Annotated in this window: 18 protein-coding genes and 1 other annotated feature; of the genes, 11 read left to right on the top strand and 7 right to left on the bottom strand. The window is 58.8% G+C overall.

The window, feature by feature from the left end; genetic code table 11:
* Positions 1–68 precede the first annotated feature (68 nt).
* From ACFPN9_RS21155 to ACFPN9_RS21135, 5 genes are all read right to left on the bottom strand, one after another.
* Positions 69–878, bottom strand: coding sequence for a segregation and condensation protein A (locus ACFPN9_RS21155; RefSeq protein WP_082735348.1), 810 nt, complete (start codon positions 876–878; stop codon positions 69–71).
* Between the two features lie 85 nt (positions 879–963).
* The gene (locus ACFPN9_RS21150; RefSeq protein ID WP_068078891.1) at positions 964–1,473 is read right to left on the bottom strand and encodes a hypothetical protein; all 510 of its coding nucleotides are present in this window, start codon (positions 1,471–1,473) and stop codon (positions 964–966) included.
* A gap of 281 nt (positions 1,474–1,754) precedes the next feature.
* Positions 1,755–2,594, bottom strand: a complete 840-nt coding sequence (locus tag ACFPN9_RS21145) for a hypothetical protein (protein ID WP_068078890.1) — start codon at positions 2,592–2,594, stop codon at positions 1,755–1,757.
* Between the two features lie 189 nt (positions 2,595–2,783).
* Positions 2,784–3,344 (bottom strand): EAL domain-containing protein, encoded by a 561-nt coding sequence (locus ACFPN9_RS21140; protein WP_377817555.1) that lies wholly within the window; start codon positions 3,342–3,344, stop codon positions 2,784–2,786.
* A 286-nt stretch (positions 3,345–3,630) separates the two neighbouring features.
* Positions 3,631–4,862 (bottom strand): IS3 family transposase gene (locus tag ACFPN9_RS21135; protein ID WP_377817554.1). Its coding sequence is split into 2 segments (ribosomal slippage): positions 3,631–4,571 and positions 4,571–4,862, totalling 1,233 coding nucleotides; the frame shifts between segments, so codons are not numbered across the junction.
* Positions 4,462–4,578 (bottom strand) — a sequence feature (AL1L pseudoknot). It overlaps the preceding gene by 117 nt.
* Before the next feature lie 81 nt (positions 4,863–4,943).
* On the opposite strand from ACFPN9_RS21135, the gene ACFPN9_RS21130 reads away from it, so the two are divergent.
* The 11 genes from ACFPN9_RS21130 (at position 4,944) to ACFPN9_RS21080 (ending at position 11,521) form a co-directional block, all read left to right on the top strand.
* The gene (locus tag ACFPN9_RS21130) at positions 4,944–5,669 is read left to right on the top strand and encodes a Fis family transcriptional regulator (RefSeq protein ID WP_068078755.1); all 726 of its coding nucleotides are present in this window, start codon (positions 4,944–4,946) and stop codon (positions 5,667–5,669) included.
* Positions 5,670–5,909: 240 nt separating this feature from the next.
* Positions 5,910–6,503 carry a hypothetical protein gene (locus ACFPN9_RS21125; RefSeq protein WP_377817553.1) on the top strand — a complete coding sequence of 198 codons (594 nt, stop codon included), beginning with the start codon at positions 5,910–5,912 and terminating at the stop codon, positions 6,501–6,503.
* Positions 6,400–6,819 carry a 3'-5' exonuclease gene (locus tag ACFPN9_RS21120; RefSeq protein WP_082735218.1) on the top strand — a complete coding sequence of 140 codons (420 nt, stop codon included), beginning with the start codon at positions 6,400–6,402 and terminating at the stop codon, positions 6,817–6,819. The genes ACFPN9_RS21125 and ACFPN9_RS21120 overlap by 104 nt, the downstream gene beginning before the upstream one ends.
* Complete coding sequence (locus ACFPN9_RS21115) at positions 6,816–7,439, top strand: AAA family ATPase (RefSeq protein WP_377817552.1); 624 nt, start codon at positions 6,816–6,818, stop codon at positions 7,437–7,439. Before ACFPN9_RS21120 ends, ACFPN9_RS21115 begins: the two co-directional genes overlap by 4 nt.
* A gap of 42 nt (positions 7,440–7,481) precedes the next feature.
* The gene (locus ACFPN9_RS21110) at positions 7,482–7,994 is read left to right on the top strand and encodes a hypothetical protein (RefSeq protein WP_156449929.1); all 513 of its coding nucleotides are present in this window, start codon (positions 7,482–7,484) and stop codon (positions 7,992–7,994) included.
* A 384-nt stretch (positions 7,995–8,378) separates the two neighbouring features.
* A complete protein-coding gene (locus ACFPN9_RS21105; protein ID WP_082735222.1) occupies positions 8,379–9,131 on the top strand; it encodes a metallophosphoesterase in 753 nt (250 codons plus the stop codon).
* 73 nt (positions 9,132–9,204) lie between these two features.
* Positions 9,205–9,483, top strand: a complete 279-nt coding sequence (locus ACFPN9_RS21100; protein WP_156449930.1) for a hypothetical protein — start codon at positions 9,205–9,207, stop codon at positions 9,481–9,483.
* Between the two features lie 312 nt (positions 9,484–9,795).
* Positions 9,796–10,128, top strand: a complete 333-nt coding sequence (locus ACFPN9_RS21095) for a four-helix bundle copper-binding protein (RefSeq protein ID WP_068078741.1) — start codon at positions 9,796–9,798, stop codon at positions 10,126–10,128.
* Between the two features lie 33 nt (positions 10,129–10,161).
* Positions 10,162–10,545, top strand: a complete 384-nt coding sequence (copM, locus tag ACFPN9_RS21090; protein ID WP_068078743.1) for a CopM family metallochaperone — start codon at positions 10,162–10,164, stop codon at positions 10,543–10,545.
* 64 nt (positions 10,546–10,609) lie between these two features.
* The gene (locus ACFPN9_RS21085; RefSeq protein ID WP_068078745.1) at positions 10,610–11,080 is read left to right on the top strand and encodes a DUF305 domain-containing protein; all 471 of its coding nucleotides are present in this window, start codon (positions 10,610–10,612) and stop codon (positions 11,078–11,080) included.
* A 93-nt stretch (positions 11,081–11,173) separates the two neighbouring features.
* Entirely contained in the window at positions 11,174–11,521 is a 348-nt protein-coding gene (locus ACFPN9_RS21080; RefSeq protein WP_068078747.1) for a hypothetical protein, read from the top strand.
* Positions 11,522–12,188: 667 nt separating this feature from the next.
* Here the strand turns inward: ACFPN9_RS21080 and ACFPN9_RS21075 are convergent.
* Positions 12,189–12,446: an acyl carrier protein gene (locus ACFPN9_RS21075; protein WP_068078748.1), complete on the bottom strand. Its 258-nt coding sequence runs from the start codon at positions 12,444–12,446 to the stop codon at positions 12,189–12,191.
* Positions 12,416–14,362, bottom strand: coding sequence for an HAD-IIIC family phosphatase (locus tag ACFPN9_RS21070; RefSeq protein ID WP_156451630.1), 1,947 nt, complete (start codon positions 14,360–14,362; stop codon positions 12,416–12,418). The genes ACFPN9_RS21075 and ACFPN9_RS21070 overlap by 31 nt, the downstream gene beginning before the upstream one ends.
* Between the last annotated feature and the right edge of the window lie 136 nt (positions 14,363–14,498).

Here is a 14,498-nt window from a genome sequence, read left to right as displayed (position 1 = left end):
GGCGCAGTCCGTCGCTCCCCGGCTCATTGGCCCCGTGTCTGGCTATTTGCGGCGTCGGCGCGCTCGTTTTAGCGCGCTGCGGCACTGCGACGTTTGACCGTGATGGGCCCGTATTGGCCGTCTTGCTTGAGGTCCAGGATGCCTTCGCGGACCATCTCGAGCATGGCCGATAGAGTTGAGGCTTTGACCGTAACCCGCGCCTTTTGTGGCGGCGCGTCGATCCGGGTCATGAATTTTTCGAGGTAGGGTTCGATCGGTGTCCAGTCGATGATCTCGCCCAGAATGCCTTGAATAGCCTCCTTGGCGTCAACCAGCGACCAGACCGCTCGGTGCCCGACGCGCATGCGGGTCACAACGGCTCTCTGCCGGTGTTCGACGTAGGCTTGAAGGACGTCGACAAGGTCGGCATCCCACACCCTGGTCTTCCTGCCTTTGATGGCGACGGGCTGTCCGCATGCGAAGACGTCGATGCCCAGGCGTTGGCGCTCGACGAGCTTTTGCGCCGCTTGCCTGATCTGGGCGAGACGCTGAAGTCGTAATGCGAGCTTGATCGCGAGATCGTCGGCCTCAGCGATATCCTCCGGTGCGTCTCGCGGAAGGATGAGCTTCGACTTGAGGAACGCGAGCCACGAGGCCATGACGAGGTAGTCGGCCGCGATTTCGATCCGCAACTCGCGGACGCGATCGATGAAGGCGAGATACTGGTCGACGAGGGCGAGGATCGAGATTTTGGTGAGGTCGACCTTCTGGCGCCTTGCGAGGTCGAGCAGCAGGTCAAGCGGCCCTTCATAGCCGTCGACATCGAGGATAAATGCCTCGCCTTCACCTTCGAGGCTGGTCGGGTCGTCCTCGGAAAAGAAGGTGCTCGTCGTGCTCAAGGATCAGTCCGCGCGGATGCGCTACGGTGGAATCACCTCACCGTATACCATTGGGGCTCCGTTATTGCGGACCGATCCGACTGGCTCAGGATGCTTGGCAAACCGGAAGTTCGGCTGTCACGCCTATGATCTCGGCGCGCGCCCGGGATGATGAGCGCAGTGTCGACCAATAGGCCGCTGCACCGCTGGTGTTGTCACCGTCGCCGCCGATGCGACCATCACGTCGGACGAGCTTCGACACAATGCGGATCCCGCAGGCAAGGTTGCGATCAGGGTTCGTCACCTGAGCTTCTGTGGTGAAGCCGCAGCTGTAGCCGGCGTTGTCGTTGTACGAGAGCTGCAGGAGCCCGAGGCTGTACTGTTGCTGCCGTCCGTCTTCCCAGTAGGCAGTGGCCGTCTGGTAGTTCGACTCTGGCTTCACGATAGCGGTCAGGAGAGCCCGCCAGAAGATCGCTCGGTCGGCTGGACCCTGGCTCGCATATGCCGGGCAAAAGCTGGCGATGTCCCGGGGCACCACGCTCGTCAGTTCGTGGTTCGAGGGGAGCAGGTTGCTCAGTTTTGCGGAAACCAGCGCTGGTGACAGACGCTCGTCCACTGCGCCGTCGGCTGGCGTCAAGCATCGGGCGGCGAAAGCCTTGGCCTCTGCTTGCGTCGTGTGACCATGAGCCCTCCAGGCGAGCGTACAGGCGGGCTGACGTGCGCCGGCGCCACCGGACACGGGCAATGCCGCTGCAAGGGCTGGTGGGCCGCCTGAGGGCGATGTCCCAGCCAGTGGACCCTGGGCGGTGTCCTGGGAACCACATCCGGCGGCAGAGCCGATGACGAGAAGGGCCAGACTGAATCGTACTCCGCGAGCGGTCTTGGACATGGCGCACCTCACTCTTTGATCGCAGCTTCGATAGCCGCTATGCGCTTCACCCAGCTGGGAAGATCGGTGCTCTGAGGGTCATCGTGTCCATCAGGGAGGCCCTGATCGATATTGAAGTGGTAAGCTGGCACGAGCCAGCGACCGGCCTGCATGCTCGCCGCGATGTAGGCGAGCGCTAAGCGATCCTCTTGTTTTGGCGAAAAGCCCGGCGTTGGCGCAATCCAGGCGAAAGTCGTCTTCGGTTTCAGGCGTGGCTGGACGTTCTCGACGTGGACAAAATGCTTTTTCGAAGGCGCGGAGTACCGCTGCATTTCCAGCTTGATCGCCGGCGATGGGCGCGCTTCGCCCCAGCGCCGATATGCACGCGACTGTCCATCGCGGCTAACGATGAGATTGACCTGGTTCTTTATGTTGCCATTCCAGTTGGCCAGCTTGTTGCCGCTGTAGCTGGCCTCGTCGAGGTTGGCTGGGAAGCCCTTAGCCTCCTCGATTTCCGGGGAGCTCGTGTCGTGGATGACAAAGTATCTGAGATCGGGAGCAGCACCTTTGCTGATGGGGCCGCCGATGGTCATCGGCTCAATCTGCTTGGCAGCCAGATATTTGTTCAGCTGGTCGACGCTCAATGAAACAGATTGTCCGACATTCGCCGTTATCCACTCGGGCATGGGCTGAGGGGTAGCGCCAGCGCCCTTTTTCTTCACGGCCCGCAGCAAGCAGTTGGCCTGCTCCACAGCGTTCCCTTGAAACTGCAAGGTCTCAGTATTGAACTTGCAGCCGCCTATAATGGCCGCGTGACCGATACCGGGTATGGAGCTCATCGCGATTGCCAGCAGAACGACGCGCCGCATTGCATATCCCCCACCGATCGATCCGAGACACGCATCAGCACGCCTCCGGAGCACCTTAATCAGTGCACCGCTGAGGTTGAAACACAATAGGGCATGCGCGGCAAAGTTTCCCGCAGCGAGATATACCTGCTTAAGTGTGTAGTCGTGGCGGAGAGTGGCGCGACAGAAAGAAACCGCCGGCGCGCTCCTTTAGGCAGCGTATGGTGCCGGTTTGAGAAGGCGCGGCTGCATAAGAAACGCCGGGATTTCGTTCTCCGGCATCGGCTTAGCAAACAGATAGCCCTGAGCCTGTGAAGCCCCTGCCCTACGCAGCGCCTCAAGTTGCTCGACGGTTTCCACTCCCTCGGCAGTCGTCTCGATTTTGAGCGCTTGGGCCAAATTGATCGTCGCTGTCACGATGGCCTGGCTCTTCGTGTGGGTGTGGGGAAAGGCGAAGTTTGCCGCAGTTAAAGATAGCGAACGCGATCCTGGTGGTACGCGCCGGCATCTGCCTAGAATGAAAGACCTGCGGATTGACGCCGCGAAGGACCGATTTTCCCTTCCCTGGTCTTGAAAATCGAGGCATAGTGTTTCCGCGATTGCAGGTTGAGTTCCGCAATTCGAATGGGCGCCCGACAATGTCGGGCGCCTTTCGTTATTGGGTTCCGTCGGATCATTGTCCGGTGTGCGGCGGGCGGATTGATGGAATGCCCGACTCTGATTAGAGCGCCATTGAAATTCATGGCATGCGATCCCCGTTGATTTGATCATCCAGGACGCTCGTGAGGGATGGTCAATTGTGGCTCGAAAGCCTGTCATTCCAGGACAGAACTGGGTGCCTCCTCGAGAAGTATCGGCGCGCAATCCCGACAAGCAAACGGCTTCGCAACCTCGCAAATTGAGTGAGACTGAAGAAGTCGAGCTGAAGCGCGAACTGAGCCGACTCCGCGATCGCTTGAGGGATATCCGAGCAGAGCCGAATACGGATCCAAACAGGCGCCGGCGACGAGTCCAGCACTGAACCGCCCCGGCTTCGCCGGAGGCCGTTTGGTTTGAGTCAGGCTGCGATGGCTGGCTCGTCCAGCATCGCGTAATAGCGTTCCTCGGCTTCGGCCGGTGGGATGTTGCCGATGGGCTCCAGCAGCCGGCGATGGTTGAACCAGTCGGCCCAGGTCAGGGTCGCGAACTCCACGGCTTCGAAGGATCGCCATGGCCCGCGCCGATGGATCAGCTCGGCTTTGTAGAGTCCGTTGATCGTCTCGGCGAGAGCGTTGTCATAGCTGTCGCCCACACTGCCGACGGAGGGCTCGATGCCCGCTTCGGCCAGGCGCTCGGTGTAGCGGATGCTGACATACTGCGAACCGCGATCCGAATGATGCACCAGCCCACCGCGGTGCACAGGTCGGCGCTCGTGCAGGGCCTGCTCCAACGCGTCGAGCACGAAGCTCGCATGGGCCGTCCGCGACACCCTCCAACCGACGATCCGGCGAGCATAGGCATCGATCACGAAGGCGACGTAGACGAAGCCCGACCAGGTGCTGACATAGGTGAAATCCGAGACCCACAGCATGTTCGGCGCCGGCGCGTGGAACACCCGGTTGACATGGTCCAGCGGGCACGGGGCGGCCTTGTCCTGGACGGTCGTGCGGATCGGCTTGCCGCGAATGACGCCTTGCAGACCGAGATCAGCCATCAGGCGTTCGACCGTGCAGCGGGCGACGTCGAACCCCTCGCGCAACATCTGCCGCCAGACCTTGCGCGCGCCGTAGACCTCGAAGTTCTCGCCGAACACACGCTCGATCTGAGGCTTCAGCTCCAGGTCTCGCTTCGCCCGAGCCGAGAGCTTCCCCGGATCGGTCCGCTTGGCGACATGCTCATGATAGGTTGACGGGGCGATCGGCAACACCTTGCAGATCGGCTCGACCCCATGGGCCCCGCGGTGGTCGTCGATGAAGCCGATCATGACCGGTGTCGGCGGTCGAGCTCCGCCTGGGCAAAATACGCCGATGCCTTGCGCAGGATCTCATTGGCTTGCCGAAGCTCCCGGTTCTCGCGTTCGAGAGCCTTGAGCCTGGCCGCCATGTCCGTCGTCAGCCCGGGCTTGCGGCCGCTGTCGACCTCGGCCTTCTTCACCCACTCGTTCAGCGTCTGCGCCGTGCAGCCGATTTTGCCCGAAATCGACATGATCGCCGCCCAGCGCGACGGATGCTCGGCCTCGTGATCCAGCACCATCCGCACCGCGCGGGCACGCACCTCAGGCGAGAACTTGTTCGTCGTCTTGCTCGTCATAGCCCCATCCTCTCAGGAGTTGGGGCCTCCGACAAACCCGGGGCGGTTCACTTCCGACAAGTTCGCGGTACCGGCGTGACGATGTCTTCTGCTTGGCTTTCGGCCTTCCCAATTCAGCCCGCAACCGAGGCCGTCGAGGCACTCTGCGATGCATGGCGCGATCTCGCCCAACAGCCGCGCAAGGAATTTCACCCGAAATCCAAAGAGCCTGCACTGACAAAGCGGCTGAGAATGTACGTCGAGACGCATACAGCCCGAAAGCGGGGCCTCCTTGGCATGTGGGCCGCTGAGGACAATTTCGGGGTCATCGATCCTGACACTGCCGAAATCATTGAGGAGCGCCGAACCGACATCGTCTACGGTTGGAACGATAGCTCCCGGGAATTGAAGCTGGTGTTCGAGTTCAAGCGTATCGGCCGCCAAAAGAGTCATCGCGATCACTACCTCGGCCAAAGCGGGCTTGGGCGCTTTGTGACCGGCATCTACAGCCGCCATCAGGCCGTGGCAGCCATGGTCGGCATTTTGCTCGATCCCAAACCTGACGTTGTTCCGCCGATCCGAAAAGCGTTAGGCAATTCAGTCCTCGCAACGTCATTGAAGTTGCGGCCTACAACAGCGGGGTCACCGTTCGAGGAGCCTTCAGTACTTTTTGCCGCCGCCGATTTTGACACCGAACACGATCGCGATCCATCGTTGGCCCCGACGCATGGACACATTCGCGTCGCGCATTTCTTCTTCGAATTTGGATACGAACTACCCAAAAAGGAAAAGGCAAAGAAAGCACTGCAGTCGAAGTCAGGAGCCTAATTCGCCGAAGGCAACATGCCGCTCCGTTTTCGCACCTAGCCATGTCGTCCATTCGGCCGACGCTGCTGTGGAAACCTAACTTGGTGATTTAACCGGTCTTCCACTGGACGTTCTGCCTACATATTTTACCGATCGGCGTTTGACTTGATTGCAGCGCGGATCTTAACACATATTCCTATTCTCGCTCGCAATCACCTCTCCTATGATCTTTGAAGGAGAACATGAGCCGGCGGGGAAATTATGAAAACCGATGCTCTATTACGTAAAGCTCCGCCCGATCTCCCCTCGGCATTACGACAGATTGTCGACTACCGAAAAAGCGGCTTGAGCCTCAACCATATCGTCGGCTGCCCGCTCGATTGCGGATACTGCGTCCGACACCTCTTTGCGAACTTCGAAATGAAGAAACCGCATCTCGTCCTCGACGATGACGCGGCAGTGCGCGAACTGGTCGAGCATTGGGCCTTTCGGAAAGACATCACCCCAATTCAATTGCTCAACCGTGCTACCGATCCCTTCCTTCCCGGCGTGAAGGATCACCTCATCCGTACCCTGGAAATTCTTGATGGCAAGGGACTGCGAAACCCGGTGCTGGTCATCACGCGATGGCGTGTGGAGCCCGACGATATACAGCGTCTCGAACGCCTTTCGAACATCAAGCTAACCATCCTGGTGACCTGGTCCGGGATCGACGACACAAGGTTGGAGCCCGTCGAGAGCAGCATCGCCGATCCACGGCATCACGAACGAAGACGTTGCAGATGCGCCGAACTTCGACGAGATCGCCGACGACGTCCTCATATGGATCGAAGACGCAGCTATCGTCGGCCATAACGTGAAGGTCGATCTGGAGGCATTGAAGCGAGTGCTTCCGCATTGGAAGCCTCGAGCAGCGATCGACACCTTGAAGCTGGCGAAGGCGATTAAGCCGGGATTGCCGTCCTATGGTCTCTCCAACCTCTCGGAAGTGCTCGGTATCACGCTCAAAATCGAAGCGGATTTCAGAACCGGATCGCATTCGGCGCCTTACGACGTGGCACTGACGGTGGCCTTGTTTCGTGTGTTGCTCTCCAGCGTCCCCGAGGCGGTGAGATCCGCAGTCCTTGCCGACGCTGATATCGTTGAGCGGCAGAAGGACCTGCTGCTGTGAAATTCGCTCACACAACAATCGCCGTAGCCGGCACTCACTCCACCGGCAAATCATCATTCCTGAAGGAAGTCGAAGCTCGGCTCAACGCGCATGGCCTTCGGGTCGCCAGAGTGGTCGATACGGCGTCGCGAGCCCGGGACGCCGGCTTCCCGATCCTGCGCGACCACGTTTACGAAGGCACTCTCTGGATAATGGCTGAAGGGCTTCGGCAGGAAATGGAAGCCGCCCTCAAATCCGACGTCGTCTTGGTCGATCGTCCACCGCTCGATGCCTTAGGCTATTTCCTGGCGGCGCTTGAAGCCACTGGCCGCGAGCCCGATGAGGTTCGTCGAGAGGAATTGAAACTGATCGCCCTCGCCCACCAATCCCGGTACCACTGGTTCGCGGCGACCATCCTAGACGAGAGCGCTCCAATCGGTCCGAACCGGGACGATGACGAGGCTTTCCGGAGGCTCGCTGGCGAGACGATTGGCAAGCTGGTCCAGGCAAACGTCGCGCGCTCTCCATGGCTGACAATGACCAACGCGGCGTCGCTGGTAAATGAGGTGGTCGAGCTCACTTTGCTGCGCCATCAGTTTCAGCGACCGCAATCAGTATCTCGCTCGCTCCAACCGAAATAAAGTCACGAACAGTTATTCTGTTGGAATTCGCAGAGGCAGAAATTGGATGCCCGCGAACGTCGACCAATTTTGCTTGTTCGAACAGCCGTTTCTCCGCTCGCCACACAAAATTTCAACGTCGATGAACTTCTTTCCACCTTCCATCTGAACAGTCTCGCCACCAGGCGTGATCATGAGATTTTTGGATCGTTCCCCAGGGCGTCCATTGGCGATGTCGGTCTCACCGTCAGTATTCCTACGGCCCACTATATGCTGGCGCTCAAGCTCAAGGCCATGCGGGTCAATGACCCCGCCAAAGGCGCGACCGAGATCAAGGATATTCGAGCCCTGCTTCAGGTTACCGGCATCAGCACCGTCGATAGCGCAACTCACTGTCTCGCAAAATTCTTCCCCAAATCCGCAGCGGCATCGAGGAAGCAGCGTTTCCTATTACGGGATCTATTTCCAGAGCTTGCCGGCGGGACCAAGAGCCAAAAGAGCAACCGCAATGCGCCCCGATACCCTTTACGAAGTGGCAGCCCAAGAGATCCTGGGCGGGACTACTTTGGGAGATAATCTCCTCCAGGAATTCTTGGACGAGTTTTACCTGTCCTCGTCAGCCCAAGACCGGAAACAGATGCTCGAGCAGGAGCCTCCGCTGCAGGCTGCGGCCCGACGCAACGCTCTCTATGGAGCGGTCGCAGAATACCTGTCCCGACAGTATAAGCTCGGACCAGGGCCGGCCTGGTGCTACGCGCCCGAACGGTTTCTCGATGAGCCCTGGCACACATGTGACCGCCCTACTCCAGGCCTGATTGAGTTTTTGACCTTCTCGAGCCCAGCGGAATTTCGTCACCGCAATATCTTCACAGAGGCCCGCCCATTGCGTCGAGCCACCTCACCAAATCGGTGATTTGGCCATTGGCATCGGCGGCAGGCCTAAATTCTGAGGACGCCATCTTGTCGCGCCTATGGTTCTTATCTGATCTTCACTTCGAAACGATTCCCTACCCGGAGGCGTTCGACCCGGCCCGGCCCGATTTCGATGTTCTTGTGGCAGCCGGAGACATTTGGGAAGCCGACACGCTTCGCGCGTTCCGCTTGCTTCGGGCGTTGGCCGGATCGAAACCGATCGTATTCGTCATGGGCAATCACGAACATTGGAATGGCGAGATCAACGAGAATCTCGCCACGGCGAAATTGCTTGCCGCCCAGTCAGAAATCTCTCTTCTCGAAGAAAGCTCGGCTGTCATTGCAGGATGTCGTTTCGTCGGCGCCACACTCTGGTCCGATTATACCCTCGCGGGCGATCCTAGCTGCCGCGCCGAAACGGGCGAACAGGTGGACGTCCAGCACGCCGGCGGCAGTCATCTCATCACAGTCGGTGATGCCCGCCGGCTGCATGCGCGGTCGCGTTCCAGGCTCGGAGAGCTTCTATCTCAGCCAGGCTCGATGCCCGTGGTCGTTGTCACCCACCACGCCCCTCACCCAGCCTGCATAGCCGAGCCCGACCGTGGGACCTGGGCTGCAGGCAACTCAGCATCAGACCTTTCGGATTTGACCGATCAAGGCAAAGCAGCGGTTTGGATCCACGGCCATGTGCATCGCTCAGTCAATATTCAAAGGCCGAACGGCACTCGCATTATTTGCAATCCCAACGGCCCGCTGTTCTGCAACACAGCATTTGACGAGCGCCTCGTCGTTCTCGTCTGATCTGGCTCTCCATAGGGGAAGCCGTGGCGTAGGGCGCCTTCCCCTTGAACCCGGTCATTGATTAGGATTCAACGTGTTTGCCGGGATTGAATCCGATCGTCACATTGAACCGAGCCCAGAAATGACTTTCTCTTCTTTGAATGATCCGGTCGACATAGCGCGAGCAGAAGCCGCACTCGACGCGGCCTGGCATCAAATCAAAGCGTCGCTGAAAGATAATGTCGACTTTGACTCGGAGCGGCTGCGGCTCGCCGACATCGTCGTGAGCCTCATCCCAATCGCTGAGGACGAGGCAGATCTAGCGCGACGCGCTATGGAGCGATATCTCAAAACTCGGCCATCGGGCTGCTGAGAATGGCCGTGAAGGGATAACTCGGCGACGCGCTCCTAGGCGGCACTTCCTCGCGTCGCCACCGTCGCCGCGAAACCGAAAGGTCCGGCAGTTCCTCCGCACGACCGCTCGTCATTACCGCCCTCGGACTGATACCCAGCAAACATCGTTCGGTCGCGACTACCGCGCACGGCCACTGCACCGCACGGCAAAAGCGCTGCCAAGCCAGCGGATTGTTACAGATTGTAACGGGTAGGAACCCCCGCTCGCCGCCCGCGTCTTTCCTTGGAGCAGGAAGCTCACCGCCTCCGCAACGGGCTCAAGGAGTAGACCATGCACCGCCCTACCCCAGAGATGCAGTCCTGCATCGACAAATGCCTGCGCTGTTATCAAACCTGCCTCGGCATGAGCACGAACCACTGCCTCAAGCTCGGTGGAGCGCACTCCGCCCCAGAGCACATCCAGCTAATGCTCGCTTGCGCCGAGATCTGCCGCGCCAGCGCCCAAGTCATGATCATCGGCTCCCCGCACCACAAGCATCTCTGCGCCGAATGCGCCGACATTTGCGAAGACTGCGCCAACGAATGTGAGCGGATCGGCGACATGGACGATTGCGTCCAGGCCTGCCGCGGTTGCGCAGAAAGCTGCCGGAAAATGGCAGCTTAGCCGCTTTTGCCCTCGAATCTTTGGAGAACTCAGATGATGCGCTTCGTTCTGACCGCTGGCCTCGCGGCCTCCATGATAACCGCCGCAGTCGCGCAGCCAGCTCCCAAGCCTCAGATGGGCGACAGCATGCCCATGAAAATGATGATGCCGGAGGCCTCCGATTCCGCATCAACCAAGGAATACAAGGCGAGCATGATGCGGATGATGCAGGCGATGCCGTCGAAATTTACCGGCGATGCCGACGTCGACTTCATGATGCAGATGAAAGCCCACCATCAAGGCGCAATCGATATGGCCAAGGTAGCTTTGGCGAATGGCAAAGACCCCACCGTCAAGAGGCTCGCCACTGAAATCGTCAGCGCGCAGGAAAAGGAGATCAAGACGATCGACGAATGGCTGAAAACGAAGGGAAAATAGCACCGCTTCTGGAAGTTTTTGACTCGTATCGAGACCCTCATGAGCTTCCCGAAAGGAGGCCCCCATGGAGCATGGCAATGGCCATAAAGGCCCAAACCATTACGGCCGCCTAGCGATCGAACTGACGCTGGATTTCATTGTGATGTACCTCGTCATGTACACCATGATCGCAGCGCTTGCGCATTTCCATTTCAATCTCAACAACGTTTACATGACCATGATGATGGTCGCGCCGATGACGATCATCATGCTCGTCTCCATGCGCTCGATGTTCCCCTCGTCGCGGCTGAACATCATTATCGGCGGCGCCGCCGTTGCCGTCTTTGTCATTGGCTTCATAGCCATGCGAACCCAAGCCGGCATTGGCAATGCCGAGTTCCTGCGCGCAATGATCCCACATCATTCCGGCGCGATCCTGATGTGCGAGAAAGCCAGCATCACTGATCCGGAGATCGTCGCGCTCTGTCAGGAAATCACCAAGTCGCAGAAGGCGGAAATCGCGCAAATGGAGACAATCCTCGCCCGGCAGAGGTGAAGCTCTTCACATCCGAAGCTGACATCCCCATTTCAAGCTTAGATTGTCAGCCCCGAGTGGGTTTGCCATCGGGGCAAGCCAGGGGAGGCTGTGATGAGGTTGTCTCACCAAATCGCTCTATCGGCGGCCTGTTTGCTGCTCTTGGCGCAGCTTGAACCCGCGATCGCCCATCGTGCGAACCTGGCCCTGGGCCTGCGAGAGATCACCAGCGCGATTAACGGTAAGGTCTGTGCAACAGCAGGAGGGGCGCACTTCACCTTCGATAATGATGGGCGCTTCTCGTATGATGGCCTCTGGCAAAGCGGCGGAAGCTTCACGCTTGACGCTAGCGCGGTAGTCGTGACCTTCGACAGCGGTCTTCAGCGCGCGTTTGAAATCTCCAGGCGAGGCGGAGAGCTGTATATGGAGCAAACCCGCGTCGTGTGCACCGCCAAGGAATGAGACAGATCGGCTTGAAGTGTTTTGAGTGCAGTTCGGCCGTCTGACTGAGCCGTCGAGCCTAGAGTGTTGCCGGAACAATACGAGCGTCGTCAGAACGGCGCATCCACAACATGGGTGGGCTCCTCTGCGTAATAAGATACCGCGATTGTTGCGGCTTTCACAGCCATTGATATTGTCGACGCGGAGTTTTCGACGTCGCCAACGCCTATCAGCAGGGTTTTGCCCATATTAAGGGCCTCGCCTCGGCCGAATCCGCGATATTGCCCTCAACAAGGCCAACTTCACTTAAAGTCTGATCTAACTGACAGCAGCAATGTGACGTTTTCCAAACGTGATTCGATGCAATTAGCATCCCGGCCAAATAGCCGGTGACTGAGATGGGCGCGACTGACCGCAAACTACAAATAATGCCAGAAAAGAAAACGCCCCATAGTCCATCAAACACGCGGTCAGTCCGTGACCACTGGATGCACAAGTCCTCAATACCTGACTTTTGAACTCCCCCACTTGCAAGGGATGTGAGTTTCTGCACGACGCTGAAATTCTCGATAGTAAAGCCCAATGATTTCAGATCAGCAAGCACCACACTTGCCGCATTTCGATCAGGAAGGGATGCGACCAAACAGGTGCTAGACATTGGATGCCCCTTTCACACTAAACAGAATTCCTATCTTGAGTCAGTTTTGACTCCTTGACGCTCAATCGCTCGAACCAAGTCTCCGATATTTGACAGATTTTCGATCTCATCGCTGCGCAATTTGACGCCGAACTCGGTTTCCGCAGCGACCATCAAGGTAATGTTGTTAAACGAATCCCATCCCTCGATGTCGGCCGCTGACGTTTCGGCCGAGAGTACGATTGTATCATCATTGAACAAGTCTCTGAATATTTGGGTCAAGCCAGCGTAGACTGCGCGCTCATCCATTCCGTCTTCCTTTCCGTAATGTCGATCGGAACGGGCAAATCGGCGAACGAATCGACATCGAAGCACCAAGTCGTTGCCCCCGAAGCGTCTTCGGCAACGCAAGCGAAGCCAAGGCTGCGGTAGTGCTCACGCACCATTTGGTTCCGCTCTGTCGGGCGAAATTTGCCAACAATGGTGCGATAGCCGCGGGAGCGCGCCTCTGTGGCGACCACTGCGAGCACCGCCCGCTCCACGCGCCGCCCCAACACTCGGCAACTCATCAACCAGTTCTCGAGGACAAGGGTTTCGTCTCCGTCGGCGCGCGCCATGACGACTGAGATGATCCCGTTGTCACCGAAGCGGTCGAGCAGCCTGAAATGCAAGCCGAGGCAGCGCGGATCGCGCTCAAAGGCACTGACCTCCTGATCCGAACATCGCTGCGTTGTCAGGTTGAATTGGTTGGTCTTATTGATCAACTGCACAACGCGCGGCCGATTGATGTCGTCGAATGGCCCCCAGATCAGCTCCATTCGAAGCTCGGCCAGGAAGGCGTCCATATCCGTTGCGGCCGATGCGGCGTTCGCCCGCTCCTCGTTGGCCTGGTATTGTCCGGCCTTGCCCAGGTCATCGGCCGTCACAACGACTGCCTCGAAATATCCGCTGTCGCTTAGGCACTGCGCAAAATGAGCCGGATCCGCTGGCAATTCGGGCACGCGCACCGAAGGCAGCCGAGAGCGCACCCATTCGCGCTCGGCGGGATTGTCGTCAGCGAAGACAATACTGTCCAATCCAATATTGAGCGTGCTCGCGATCGAGCGGATGTTCGTCGCTTTGTCGTTCCAATTGGCGCAGAAGCAGGCAATGTCCTTCAGCCTCAGCACCATTTCCGGGTGGTGCTCGAACACCGCCGTCGCATTTGCCTCGTCATTCTTGGAGCATACGGCCAGAATTACGCCGCGCTCCCCGAGATTGCTCAGATAGCGCTGAAAAGCACAGAAGGCCTCGCCCGCAGCCGAACCGGCACCCAGCACCAGGCCGTTCGGTCCATCGTCCCCGATCACGCCGCCCCAGAGCGTATTGTCGAGATCGAGCACGAGGCATTTCGACGAAGCACCGGATTGGGCCCCGAGCACGCGCCCCACCAGGTCGCCGTAAAACGGCCCAACCAAAGGGCTGATCTCCTGCTTCGCCTTGTGCCAGAGTGCGGGGTCAAACCAGCAGCCCCATCCCTGCCAAGCGGCATACTGATCGGGCGTGATCAAATCGAAACCCTCCTGTTCGGCGAGATCGCGCAGGGCTTCGTTCCACGACAGGATCATTTGCCGCGGCGAGTTAGGAAGACGATGCTCATTGGCACCAAGCAAGGCAGGAATGATGGGCAATGCGGTTTGCAAAATGATCCGACACGGCAAGCGTTCTCGGATCGTCCCGCACAAGCGTTTGAGCTCATTCAGACTATGATTAAGTCGCTCCTCCGCAGCGCTTCGGTCACCCAACGCACTATGCCCGCGTGAAACATGGTGAGCATCAAGTGCAACGAGCACGACGTCCGGCCTGAAGGCCCAGAATTCCGAGCCCAAGTCAGCGATCGCATGTCGATACTGGCCAAAACCTGGCTCATAAATATCGACATTGACGCCCCTACGTAGGCAGCCGATGCGAATGCCGGGCTGTAGGTGACTCGTCGTCGACGTTGCCAGAATAGCTAGCCGGACGAAGCGAGCGGCCTGCGGCCTCGAATCTGCGGCGCCTGCGTTCGATCGGATCAGCCGGTCAAGCTGAATAGTCTGGACAAGGTCGAGGTTGTGCTGTGCCAGAGCGATCGCTCCGTCCCAGAACGAGCGATCCATCCTGAGGGCGTCGAGTTCAGCAAGGCTGCGACGAAAATCGCGTGCGGTGGGAAGCCAATACAGCCTTTGCCCGGGAACAGCAGCCATGGCGCATCTCGCTACTCTACCAAGGATATTCGGTTTTCTAAGAGCCCGTCCCGAAAGGGTTGAGCGACTGGGGCACTCGTGATTCCAAGGGGTTGTTCAGGCCATCTTGGAGCGAGCGATGTGGACCCCAGCCACT

It is taken from the genome of Allobosea massiliensis (genome assembly GCF_042655245.1).
In the GTDB taxonomy this organism is placed as follows: Bacteria; Pseudomonadota; Alphaproteobacteria; order Rhizobiales; family Beijerinckiaceae; genus Allobosea; species Allobosea massiliensis.
Note: the sequence above shows the minus strand (reverse complement) of the source record. Positions and strands in the feature narration are given on the sequence as shown.